Consider the following 11,836-nt stretch of genomic DNA (forward strand, 5'->3'; position numbering starts at 1 on the left):
TCCAAAACATGACAACGGCAACCACGGCCGGCACGGCCATCGCTGTGTCCGGCCTCCACAAGTCCTTCGGCCGTACCCACGCCCTGGACGGTCTCGACCTCGAGGTCGGCACCGGCGAGGTCCACGGCTTCCTCGGCCCCAACGGTTCGGGCAAGTCCACCACCATCCGGATCCTGCTCGGTCTGCTGCGCGCCGACGGCGGATCGGCCCGGCTGCTCGGCGGCGACCCCTGGCGCGACGCGGTACCGCTGCACCGGCGGCTGGCGTACGTCCCCGGCGACGTCACCCTCTGGCGCAACCTGACCGGCGGCGAGGTCATCGACCTCCTCGGCAGGCTGCGCGGCGGACTGAACCCGCGGCGCCGGGACGACCTGCTGGAACGCTTCGAACTCGACCCCACGAAGAAGGGCCGCGCCTACTCGAAGGGCAACCGCCAGAAGGTCGCCCTCGTCGCGGCCCTCGCCTCGGACGCCGAACTGCTGATCCTCGACGAACCCACCGCCGGGCTCGACCCCCTCATGGAGGAGGTCTTCCGCAGCTGTGTCACCGAGGAGCGGTCCCGCGGCCGCACGGTCCTGCTCTCCAGCCACATCCTCAGCGAGGTCGAGGCGCTGTGCGACCGGGTGACGATCATCCGCAAGGGCCGCACCGTGGAGACCGGGACACTCGCCGAGCTGCGCCACCTGACCCGGACCTCCGTCACCGCCGAACTCGGCGCCGGCCCCGACGGGCTCGACCGGCTCCCCGGGGTCCACGACCTCGAGACCACCGGCAACCGGGTACGGCTCCAGGTCGACAGCGACAGCCTCGGTCCTGTGCTGCAACGACTCACCGAAGCCGGGGTACGCAGCCTGACCAGCACCCCACCGACCCTCGAGGAGCTGTTCCTGCGCCACTACCGGAACGACCTGGGCGAGGTAGTGTCCCGATGACCGCTCTCACCGCCCGGCCGGCGGCGACCGGCCCCCTGGCGGGCACGCTCCCCCTGGCCCGCCTCGCACTGCGCCGGGACCGGTTGATGGTGCCGGCCTGGGTCCTGGGCCTCGGCCTGATGACCGTCGGCGGCGCCTCGTCCATCGCCGCCCTCTACGACACCCCGGCCTCCCGCATCGGTCTGGCGCGCAGCATGGCGGGCAACGGTTCGCTGCGCGCCCTCTACGGACCGGTGTTCGACGCCTCGACGACCGGCGGCCTGACGGCCTGGCGCTTCGGGGTCTTCGGCGCCGCCCTCGCGGGACTGATGGGCATCCTTCTGGTCGTCCGGCACACCCGGGACGAGGAGGAGGCGGGACGGCTGGAACTCGTCGGCGCCGCCGCCGTGGGCCGCCGCGCCCCGCTGACCGCCGCGCTGCTCACCGCGTCGGGCGCCGGTATCGCCCTCGGCCTCCTGGTCGCCGTGGGGTTGTGCGCCCAGGGCGAGGGCGTGGCCGGCTCGTTCGCGCTCGGACTCGCGTTCACCCTCAGCACGGTCGTCTTCGCGTCGCTGGCCGGGGTCACCGCCCAACTCGCCGAGACCGGACGGGCGGCGCGCTCACTGGCCGGGACGGTGCTCGGCCTGGCCTTCCTGCTGCGGGCCGCCGGCGACAGCGCCCAGGACGGCGGACCGTCGTGGCTGGTGTGGGCCTCTCCGCTCGGCTGGACCGAGCAGCTGCGGCCGTTCGCAGACGAGCGCTGGTGGGTGGTGCCGCTCCTCCTCGGCGCCGCCTCGGCCCTGACCGCCGTGGCCCATGCCCTCGTCGCCCGCCGCGACCTGGACGCCGGGCTACTGGCATCCCGGCCCGGACCGGCCACCGCCTCCCGGCGCCTGTCCGGGCCGTTCGGCCTCGCCTGGCGGCTCCAGCGCGGATCGCTGTACGGCTGGGCAGCCGGATTCGCCGTGGCCGGCCTCGCCTTCGGCAGCCTCGCCGACGGGGTGGCCGACCTGATCCGCGACAACGCACGACTCGCCGACGTCTTCCGCCGGATCGGCGGCGCGCAGCAGCTGACCGACACCTATCTGGCCTCCATGGTCTCCCTGTTGGCGATGCTCGCCTCGGTGTACACCGTGCAGTCCGTGCTGCGGCTGCACGGCGAGGAGACGTCGGGCCGCGCCGAACCCGTGCTCGCCGGTGCGGTGTCGCGGCTGCGGTGGGCCGCGAGCCATCTCGTCCCCGCGGGGCTCGGCGGCCTGGCTCTGCTGCTCGTCGCCGGTCTGTCACTCGGGCTCGGACACGGCGCCACCGGTGGCGACCTGCCGGGGCAGGCGTCGCGGATGACGGGCGCGGCACTGGTGCTCGCGCCGGCCGTGTGGTTCACCGGGGCCACCGCGTTCGTGCTGCACGGCGTGGTGCCGAGGGCGGCCGGTGCGGCGTGGGGCCTGCTCGGGTTCTTCCTGCTGGTGGGGCTGTACGGGCCGGTGCTGGACCTGCCCCGACCGGTGCTGGACCTCTCGCCGTTCAGTCACCTTCCGAAGGTGCCGGCCGAGGACCCGACGGCTCTGCCCCTGATCGTGCTCGGACTCCTCGCCGCGGCTCTGACGGCGGTGGGTGCGGCGGGGCTCCGCCGGCGCGACCTGGGCTGAGCCGCCCCGGGCGGACGTACGGAGGAGGGGGCCGCACGTCCGCCCGGGGCGCTCGGTTCGGAGGGGTCACACCTTCCTGACCAGCACCGTCCCGGGCAGCAGGGCCTCGAGGTCGTCGATGTCCGAGGTGAGGACCGTGACCTGTCCCGGCTGCCTCACAGCCACGACGGCCAACAGCGCATCGATCGCGTGCTTGTGCCCGTGCAGACCAGCACCTGCGAGGAGTTTTCGCGCCTGACGGGCCTCTTCCTTGCCGACGACAGCGACCTGCACGCGGGACAGAATCCAGTCCCACCGGCTCTCCGTGGTCCGGCCGTCGTGTGCCTCGACCAGCGTGAGGGGGGACGTGATGACTTCTGCTTCGCCCCGCGCGGCGAGATCGAGCAGGGCGATCATCCTCCGATCACCCCGCACGGCTCGGGCGAGCGCCTCGCAGTCAAGCACGAAGACCCGCAGTGGCCTGGCCGCCGCCTTTCGCTTCTTCCGCGTCACGCAACGGCTCCCGAACCACCACCACGACGGTTCCGGTGCTCGGCGTCGATCGAGTCCAACTCGGCAAGCGCTGCCGCGCGCTCGGCGTCCGTCACCGGGCCGTGTTCTTCCTGCAACCAGTCCACCAGCTCCACCAAGCGGTCCCGGTCCCGTTTGGCCCACAATGCCTCGGCCACGTATGCGGAGACCCCGCGTTCCGCAGCGTCAGCGCGGATCTCCTCCAGCAGCTCTTCAGGGATGGTGATCGTGATCTTCTTCGTCGCCATACTCTGAACCATACACCGCAGATGATATCCCATACCCCGTCCTGGTTCTGGCGCGGGGGATCGACCGGCTCAGGGGCGACTCCCTCCACCCGCCAGCAGGCCGTGCAGCAGCTCGAACTCCTCGGTGCCGGGGATGAGCGGCGCGTAGTGGCCGCGCCCAGGCAGCTCCCGCAGTTCGACCGTGCCGCCCCGCTCCCGGACCGCCGCCGCGTACCGGCGGGAGATCCCGACGGGAACGTCGGCGTCGGCGGCGCCGTGCAGGATCACCGTCGGGACGTCCGGGGGCGGCAGCCGCGCCGGGTCCGTCCACGGCAGCAGGCCCTCGACCCGGTCCGCGCCGCCGAGCAGTCCGGCCACCGCGCCCCCGCTCAGGCCGAGTCGGTGGGCCCCGGCCAGATCGGCGACGGGGGCCAGCGCCACCACGCGCGCCGGGCCCGCGCCCCCGGCGCTCCCGGGGCCCGGGAGCTGATCCGCCTGCGGGGTGTCCCGGCCCGGCCCGGGCGCCGGAACGCGACCGCCCGCCGCCGCCCAGAGCGCGAGGTGACCGCCCGCCGAGTGCCCGAACAGCACCGCGGGCCCGCGGTCCGGCCACGCCGAGGACAGCACCGCCCGCACGTCCTCGAACGTCTCCGGCCAGCCGCCGCCCCCGCCCACCCGCCGGTACTCGGCGAGCGCGACCGCGACGCCCCGCTCGGCCAGCGCGGCCGCGAACGGGGACAGATGCGCACGGTCGTACGCCTCGCGCCAGAACCCGCCGTGCAGCACCGTCACCCGGGCCCTGGGATCACCGTCCGGCAGGAACCAGTCGATCACCTGGGACGGGTGCGGGCCGTACCCCGCCGACCGCTGAGGCGGCCGGGGCGCGAGTTCGAGCAGCGCGGCCTCCTCGGCACGCGCCGTGGCGAGGTCCGCCGCGGGCAGCGCCCCGGCGACAGCCGGCCCGGCACTCGCGGACGGCTCCGGCGCCCCCGGCACCGGCCCGCACCCGCCCGTCACCGCGCGACCGGCACGCCGGCGAGCACGTCGGCCAGCACGCGCGCGGCCCGCTCGGTGTCGGCGAACCCCGTGTACAGCGGGGTGAACCCGAATCGCAGCACGTCCGGCGGGCGGAAGTCGCCCACGACGCCGCGGGCCACCAGGCCGCGCATCACCTCGCCCGCGTCGTCGCAGCGCAGCGCGATCTGGCTGCCGCGCTCCGCGTGCGCCGCCGGTGTGGCACAGGAGAGACGCCCCCCGGGCACATACGCGTCCACGCACTCCAGGAAGAAGTCCGTGAGCGCCAGGCTCTTGGCCCGCACCGCGCCTATGTCCACGCCGTCCCACACCTCGAGGGCGGCCTCGAGCGCCAGCATCGACAGGATGTCCGGCGTGCCGACGCGGCCGCGCACCGCACCGTCCGCCGGGGTGTAGCCGGACGTCATGCCGAACGGGTCCGCGTGCGAGTTCCAGCCGGGCAGTGGGGAGTCGAAGGCCGGCTGGACGTCCTCGCGGACGTACAGGTAAGCGGGCGCCCCCGGGCCGCCGTTGAGGTACTTGTAGGTGCAGCCCACCGCGAACTCGACGCGGTGCTCGTCCAGTCCGACCGGCAGGGCGCCCGCACTGTGGCAGAGGTCCCACACGATCGGTGCCCCCGCCGCGTGCGCCGCGGCCGTGATGCCGGGCAGGTCGTACAGACGCCCGGTGCGGTAGTCGACGTGGTTGACGAGGACGGCTGCCGTCCGGCCGCCGAGCGCCTCCCCGAGCGCGGCCGGCTCGACCGCCCGGACCCGGCAGCCCGTCATCCGGGCGGCGGACCCGGCGATGTAACCGTCCGTCGGGAACGTGGTCGCGTCGACGAGCACCTCGTCGCGGTCCTGCTCCGGCCCGCCGGACAACCGCACGGCGCCGACGACCGCCTTGAACACGTTCACGCTCGTCGAGTCACCGGCCACCACCCGGCCGGGTCCCGCACCGATCAGCGGCGCGATGCGGTCGCCGACCCGCTCCGGCGCCGTCCACCAGCCGCTCTCCTCCCAGGAGCGGATCCGCATCCGGCCCCACTCGTGGGCCACCACCTCGGCCAGCCGCTCCGGGACGTTGCGCGGCAGCGCCCCGAGCGAGTTGCCGTCGAGGTAGACGGCGGCGTTCCCCTCCGACGGAGTCTCCAGCGCGAACCGGTCGCGCAGCTTGGCCAGTTCGTCCTCGGCATCGAGCCGTGCGGCCTTCGCCGCGAGCGCCTCAGACATGGCTGCGCGCCGTCCACAGCTCGGGGAAGACGTTCTTCGCCGCGCGCTTCTCCAACCAGGCGACCCCGGCGGACCCGCCGGTGCCGGGCTTGGCGCCCATCGCCCGCCGGGTGGCCACCAGATGGTCGTTGCGCCATCGCCACACCAGCTCCGCCACCTCCGTCAACTCCTCGCCCAGACGCACCAGTTCGCTCTCCTGGTCGCCCGCGTACACCTGCTGCCAGACGGCCTCGACCCCCGGGTCCGGCTCGTGGCGCGCGGTCGGGTCACGGTCCAGTACCGATGCCGGGACGGGGAGCCCGCGGCGGGCCAGCAGCCGCAGCACTTCGTCGTACAGGCTCGGCTCGTTCAAGGCCTGCTCGAGTTCGGCGTACTCACGCGGTGCGCCCCGGTGCGGGACGAGCATCGACGCCGACTTCTCGCCGAGCAGGAACTCCATGCGGCGGTACATCGCGGACTGGAACCCCGAGCCCTCGCCGAGTGCGCTGCGGTAGGCGTTGAACTGGGCCGGGGTGAGATGGGCCAGGGGCTTCCAGGACGCGTTCAGCGACTCCAGCTCCCACCGGCTGCGGCGCAGCGCGGCCATGGCGCTCGGGAGGTCGTCCCGGCGCAGGGCCTGCGCGGCGGTCTGCCACTCGTGGACGATCACGGTGAACCACAGCTCCATGATCTGAGTGGTCACCAGGAACACCATCTCGCCCGGATCGTCGGAGAGCGGCTTCTGCAGATGGGTGAGGACGGACGCGTGAACGTAGTCCTCGTAGGGGGTCGTGCCCTCGCTGCCGATGCTGACGTCGGGCTCGAGGTCCTGGGACCCCGGCTCGGATGCGGAGGGGTGCGACATCAGGTGCTCCTCGTACTGCGTTCCTCCGGGTAGCGGTCCGCCCCGGCCCGGTCGGGCCAAGGAGCTCCGGTCCCCTCTCGGGCCCGGATCGCCGGGCCCTGGAGCGCCCCGAAGATCCTCGGCACGCTCCTGGTCGCATCATCCGTGGAGCCCGCCCCGACGGCAAGAGCCCGCCTGCGCGATGCAGGCGGGCTCCTGGTCGGCCGGTCCCGCCGCGCGCGGGGCGGGCGACGGGACGCGGGGAGGGCCGGGATCTGTGTCTCGCACGGCACCGGCCGCCGTGAGGCGGGCTCCGGTCGTCCGGTGCTCCCCCGGCCTCCGGCCGGGAGATTCCCCGGGCTGCACGGCGGAGAGCCGTCCTCCGGGGCCCCACGCCGAAGGCCGGGGGGCTGCTCGGACAGGCCTCTAGCCGAGGGTGTCGGCCGCGGTCGGGGAGGACTCGCGCAGGAAGGCCGAACAGCGTTCGTACTCCTCCTGCTCGCCGATGGACCGGGCGGCGCGGGCCAGCGCGTGCAGGGCCCGCAGGAAGCCCCGGTTCGGCTCGTGCTCGAACGGCACCGGCCCGTGGCCCTTCCAGCCGTTGCGGCGGAGGGCGTCCAGGCCCCGGTGGTAGCCGGTACGGGCGTAGGCGTAACTCTCGACGAACCGGCCCCGCTCGAACGCATCGTCCGCAAGCCTCGCCCAGGCGAGCGAGGAAGCGGGGTACTTCGCCGCGACGTCGACCGGTTCGGTGCCCGAGGCGAGCAGCTCGCGCGGCCCCGGGTCGTCGGGCAGGTGCGTCGGGGGCGGGCCCCCGAGGAGGTTTTCGTGAAGCGACATGGGTCAAGTCTGCCTGGCCCGGAGAGCTCCGGCTCCCCGCGGGCCCCTCGGAGGCATTGCGCTCCAGGTCAACGGCGTGGGGGCGCCACGTCGCCGGGGTCCAGCGGAGGGGATGCGAATCCGCAGTGGACCCGGCACTCGGGCTCGCACCTGGGCCCCTCCTCCGGTGCCCTGCGGGGTGCCGGGCGGATGGTCAGCCAGGCGATCAGGGCCGCGAGCACCATGACGCCGGCGCAGATCGGCATGGCCCGCCGGAACGCCTCGTCGAACTGGGTCGCCGACCGGTAGGACTCCGGGCCGAAGCCCGCGACCAGCGGCAGCGCCGCCACGGCGACCAGGCCCCCGGCCCGGGCGATGGCGTTGTTGACGCCGCTGGCCAGACCCGCGCGGTCGACGTCCACCGCCGCGAGCACGGTCGCGGTCAGCGGCGCGACGAAGGCCACCAGGCCCATTCCGAGCACGAGCAGCGCGGGCAGGATGTCGCGCCAGTACACGGCCCCGGGGCCGGCCCGGGTCAGCAGCAGCAGGCCGGCTGCCGCCAGCAGCGGTCCGACGGTCAGCGGGATCCGCGGCCCGATCCGTGCGCCGATCTCACCGGACCGGGCGGACAACAGCAGCATCAGGAAGGTGGTGGGCAGCAGAGCGGTCCCGGCGATGAATGCGGAGTAGCCCACGGCCACCTGGAGCTGGAGGGCCGTGAGGAAGAAGAAGCCGCCGAGCGCCGCGTAGACGCACAGCGTGACGGCGTTCACGGCGGTGAACAGCCGGGAGGAGAAGATCGACGGCGGCAGCATGGGGTCGGTCCGGCGCGATTCCAGGTATCCGAACGCCACCCCCAGCAGCACCCCGGCGACCGCCGGGACGACCACCGCGGCCGAGAGTCCCTCGGCGGACGCGGCGATGAGGGCGTACGTCAGCGAGCCGAGCGCCAGCGAGCCGAGTGCCGCACCGGCCACGTCGAACCGTCTGCGGGGCAGCGGACCACCGTCCGGCACCGTGACCGGCCCGGCCTCCGCGCTCTCGGGGACGTGCCGCATCGCGACCGGCACGCATACCAGGGCGATCGGGACGTTGATCAGGAAGACCCAGCGCCAGCCGGGCCCGTCCACCAGCCAACCGCCGAGGAACGGCCCGACCGCCGCGGCGACGCCGCCGAGACCGGACCAGGCCCCCACCGCCCGCGCCCGGTCGTCGGGGTGGAACGTGGCCTGGATGAGCGCCAGGGAGCCCGGGGTCAGGAGGGCACCGCCGATGCCCTGGAGGGCCCGGGCGGCGATCAGCACCCACGCCTCCGGGGCGATTCCGCACAGCAGCGACGCGGCCGCGAACCAGATCACGCCGATGACGAAAATGCGCCGCCGGCCGTAGCGGTCGCCGAGCGCTCCGCCGAGCAGGATCAGCCCGGCCAGGGTGAGCAGGTAGGCGTTGACGGTCCACTGGAGGACGGCAAGGTCCGCACCGAGGTCCTCGCCGATGTGCGGCAGTGCCACGTTGACGACCGTGCTGTCGAGCAGCGCCATGCCGGAGCCGAGGACGGTGGTGAGCAGCACCCAGCGTCCCGTGGGCCGGGAGAGCCGGATGTTGCCCGCGGTCGCCTCCGTCGTGGCGCTCATACCCGGATCATCCCCGGGCGGCGCGGCCCGGGCCAGCGCTGGACCGCCGGGCAGCGGACGCCCCGCCCGGCGGTGCGGGGCGGCGGCAGCGCATGCGCCGGGCACACGCAGGGCCCGGTTCCCTGCCGGTGGGCGGAGAAACCGGGCCCTGGAGTGTCGCCTGCGCCGGCCCGGCCGCCCGGCGAGAGCCGGGCCGGGCCGGCGGCGGGCTACTTCAGCTTGGTGCCGGAGGAACGCAGGTTGGCGCAGGCCAGCGTGACCCGCTCGGCCATGCCCTTCTCGGCGGCCTTGCCCCAGCTGCGCGGGTCGTAGGTCTTCTTGTTGCCGACCTCGCCGTCGACCTTCAGCACACCGTCGTAGTTGCGGAAGATGTGGTCGACGACCGGGCGGGTGAAGGCGTACTGGGTGTCGGTGTCGAGGTTCATCTTCACGACACCGTTCTCCAGCGCGGTGCGGATCTCCTCCTCGGTGGAGCCGGAGCCGCCGTGGAAGACGAAGTCGAACGGGTCCTTCTTGCCGGCCTTGGCGCCGACGCCGTCCTGGAGCTCGCGCAGCAGGTCGGGACGGAGCACGACGTTGCCGGGCTTGTAGACGCCGTGGACGTTGCCGAAGGAGGCGGCCAGCAGGTAGCGGCCGTTCTCGCCGAGGCCGAGGGCGTCGGCGGTGCGTTCGGCGTCCGAGACCGTGGTGTACAGCTCGTCGTTGATCTCGTGGCTGACGCCGTCCTCCTCGCCGCCGGTCGGGGTGATCTCGACCTCGAGGATGATCTTGGCCTTGACGGCCTCGGCCAGCAGCTCACGGCCGATGGCGAGGTTGTCGTCCAGGTTCTCGGCCGAGCCGTCCCACATGTGGGACTGGAACAGCGGGTTGCGGCCGGCGGCCACCCGCTCCTGGGAGACCTTGAGCAGCGGACGGACGTAGCCGTCGAGCTTGTCCTTCGGGCAGTGGTCGGTGTGAAGGGCGATGTTCACCGGGTACTTCTCGGCGACGATGTGCGCGAACTCGGCGAGGGCGACGGCGCCGCTCACCATGTCCTTGCTGTACTGGCCGCCCAGGAACTCTGCACCACCCGTGGAGATCTGGACGATGCCGTCGCTCTCCGCCTCGGCGAAGCCGCGGAGGGCGGCGTGCAGGGTCTGCGTCGACGTGACGTTGATGGCGGGGTAGGCGAACTTGCCGGCCTTCGCCCGGTCGAGCATCTCGTGGTAGGTCTCGGGAGTTGCGATGGGCATCTGGTCCGCTCCTTGTGATGTGCGAGGCGCAGTTCCGGGCTGCTTCCCCGGAAGTGCAGTGGCCCTGACCTGGGGGCGACGTCATCGTCGCCTCCATCCTCCCAGACCGCGCCCGAGGGTCCACCCCTGCCCGGGAACCGATACGGAGCGTTCCACGTGAAACCGCCCCCGCCACCACGGCCGCCCGGTGCCGGTGCGGCAGGGGGCGGCCTGCGGGTGTGACGGCCGGGGCCCGGGCAGCCGGATCGGGCGGGCCCGGAGTGAACGGCCGGGGTTCAGCCGAGGCCGAGGTCGTCCAGCCCGTAGACCTGGTAGTACGGCAGCCCGGCCTCCTCGATCGCCGGGGCCGCCCCACGCTCGACGATCACCGCCACGCCCACCACCTCGGCGCCGGCCTCGCGCAGCGCCTCGACGGCGGTCAGCACGGACCCGCCGGTGGTCGAGGTGTCCTCGACGGCGAGCACCCGGCGCCCCGCGACGTCCGGTCCCTCGACGCGCCGCTGGAGGCCGTGCGCCTTGCCCGCCTTGCGGACCACGAACGCGTCGAGCTTCCGTCCGCGCGCGGCGGCGGCGTGCAGCATCGAGGCGGCCACCGGGTCGGCACCCAGGGTGAGCCCGCCGACCGCGTCGTAGTCGAGCCCGGCGGTGACGTCGAGCAGCACCTGGCCGACCAGCGGGGCGGCCTCCCCGTCCAGGGTGATCCGGCGCAGGTCGACGTAGTAGTCGGCCTCCTGCCCGGAGGAGAGGGTCACCTTGCCGTGGACCACGGCCTTGTCCTTGATCTGCTGAAGCAGGGCGTCGCGAACGTCACTCATGCGTCCGAGACTATCGGGGGACGCTCCGGGGCCCGTTCCGCGGCGGCGGACCGGCGTCAGAGCACCCGCCAGGTCCAGGTCGTGCTGATCTCCAGCGGATCGATGGGGGTGACGAGCCGCGGCAGCGTGTTGAGGCCGTTCGGCGGCCCCGACTGCGGCTCCACGCACACCCAGTCGGCCTGCTCGTCGTAGACGACGACCCACTCCGCGCGGCTGGAGACGCGGAGTTCGAGCTCGCCCGGCCAGGTGAGGAGGACGTCCACACCGTCCGGCATGCCGAAGCAGTCGTCCCACGGGCCGGCGGTGCGGGGGATCCGCCGGCCGGTGGGGAGATGGTCGTCGCCGCGCTCCTCCTGCCACGCCGGCTCGAAGGCGATCTCGACATCGGCCCCGCCGCGTCCGAGGTTGCGCGCGAACCAGGGGTGCCATCCGGCCTGCGCCGGGAACGAGTCCGATTCCGCCTCGACGCTCATCGACAGCGTCAGGGACTCCTCGGTGAGGTCCAGGGTCTGCGTGACCCGTCCCGGGCGCGGCCAGGGGGCGGTGAGGTCGTAGAAGAACGAGGCGGAGGCCTTGTCACTGCGGGCCGTGCTCCAGACCGCGTCGCGGCCGGTCCCGTGGATGGCGTGCGGCGGGTGGTTGACGGGCAGCTCGTGCAGCTCCGCCCCGTCACGGAACCGGCCGCGGTCGACCCGGCCGCACCAGGGAACCATCGGGAACGAGCCGTGTTCGTCGCCCTGCCGCAGGAGTTCGCGGCCTTCGACGCGCAGCGATCCGATCCGGCAGCCGAGGCCGGGCCTCACGGTCAGCTCGACGTCGCCGGCAGCGAGCTGAACGTCCCGGCGGGCGCGGGCGGACACACCCGCCGGCCGGGGTCCGTACGGGGCCGCCGAGTTGGTCGTCTCATGGTTGCTCACCCCGCGAGCCTATGGGGTGGACGACCGGCCTCCGCGGACCGGCCCGCGCCGTC

At 73.7% G+C, this 11,836-nt stretch carries 12 protein-coding genes; 2 read left to right on the plus strand and 10 right to left on the minus strand.

From position 1 onward, the window contains the following. Positions 1-8: 8 nt before the first annotated feature. Together M1E25_RS10350 and M1E25_RS10355 are read left to right on the plus strand one after the other, a co-directional pair. Entirely contained in the window at positions 9-932 is a 924-nt protein-coding gene (locus M1E25_RS10350; RefSeq protein WP_251413013.1) for an ABC transporter ATP-binding protein, read from the plus strand. After that, a complete protein-coding gene (locus M1E25_RS10355; protein WP_251413014.1) occupies positions 929-2,560 on the plus strand; it encodes an ABC transporter permease in 1,632 nt (543 codons plus the stop codon). The genes M1E25_RS10350 and M1E25_RS10355 overlap by 4 nt, the downstream gene beginning before the upstream one ends. A gap of 66 nt (positions 2,561-2,626) precedes the next feature. Here the strand turns inward: M1E25_RS10355 and M1E25_RS10360 are convergent, their stop codons facing one another. The 10 genes from M1E25_RS10360 to M1E25_RS10405 all read right to left on the minus strand — a co-directional run bounded on the left by M1E25_RS10360 (position 2,627) and on the right by M1E25_RS10405 (position 11,726). Then, positions 2,627-3,052, minus strand: coding sequence for a PIN domain-containing protein (locus M1E25_RS10360; protein ID WP_251413016.1), 426 nt, complete (start codon positions 3,050-3,052; stop codon positions 2,627-2,629). Beyond that, a complete protein-coding gene (locus tag M1E25_RS10365) occupies positions 3,049-3,318 on the minus strand; it encodes a CopG family transcriptional regulator (RefSeq protein ID WP_251413019.1) in 270 nt (89 codons plus the stop codon). The genes M1E25_RS10360 and M1E25_RS10365 overlap by 4 nt, the downstream gene beginning before the upstream one ends. A 69-nt stretch (positions 3,319-3,387) precedes the next feature. Further along, the gene (locus M1E25_RS10370) at positions 3,388-4,239 is read right to left on the minus strand and encodes an alpha/beta hydrolase (RefSeq protein WP_372500569.1); all 852 of its coding nucleotides are present in this window, start codon (positions 4,237-4,239) and stop codon (positions 3,388-3,390) included. Positions 4,240-4,310: 71 nt separating this feature from the next. Next, positions 4,311-5,543, minus strand: coding sequence for a kynureninase (gene kynU / locus M1E25_RS10375; RefSeq protein ID WP_251413023.1), 1,233 nt, complete (start codon positions 5,541-5,543; stop codon positions 4,311-4,313). Next, the gene (locus tag M1E25_RS10380; RefSeq protein WP_251413026.1) at positions 5,536-6,387 is read right to left on the minus strand and encodes a tryptophan 2,3-dioxygenase family protein; all 852 of its coding nucleotides are present in this window, start codon (positions 6,385-6,387) and stop codon (positions 5,536-5,538) included. The genes kynU and M1E25_RS10380 overlap by 8 nt, the downstream gene beginning before the upstream one ends. Before the next feature lie 405 nt (positions 6,388-6,792). Further along, complete coding sequence (locus M1E25_RS10385; RefSeq protein ID WP_251413027.1) at positions 6,793-7,206, minus strand: DUF3151 domain-containing protein; 414 nt, start codon at positions 7,204-7,206, stop codon at positions 6,793-6,795. Between the two features lie 68 nt (positions 7,207-7,274). After that, positions 7,275-8,819 carry an MFS transporter gene (locus M1E25_RS10390; RefSeq protein WP_251413030.1) on the minus strand — a complete coding sequence of 515 codons (1,545 nt, stop codon included), beginning with the start codon at positions 8,817-8,819 and terminating at the stop codon, positions 7,275-7,277. A 209-nt stretch (positions 8,820-9,028) separates the two neighbouring features. Then, a complete protein-coding gene (gene fbaA / locus M1E25_RS10395; RefSeq protein ID WP_251413031.1) occupies positions 9,029-10,051 on the minus strand; it encodes a class II fructose-bisphosphate aldolase in 1,023 nt (340 codons plus the stop codon). A gap of 275 nt (positions 10,052-10,326) precedes the next feature. Then, the gene (gene pyrE / locus M1E25_RS10400; protein WP_251413033.1) at positions 10,327-10,866 is read right to left on the minus strand and encodes an orotate phosphoribosyltransferase; all 540 of its coding nucleotides are present in this window, start codon (positions 10,864-10,866) and stop codon (positions 10,327-10,329) included. 56 nt (positions 10,867-10,922) lie between these two features. After that, a complete protein-coding gene (locus M1E25_RS10405; protein WP_251413115.1) occupies positions 10,923-11,726 on the minus strand; it encodes an aldose epimerase family protein in 804 nt (267 codons plus the stop codon). Positions 11,727-11,836 lie beyond the last annotated feature (110 nt).

The sequence above is a fragment of the Streptomyces meridianus genome (genome assembly GCF_023703325.1).
GTDB lineage: Bacteria > Actinomycetota > Actinomycetes > Streptomycetales > Streptomycetaceae > Streptomyces > Streptomyces meridianus.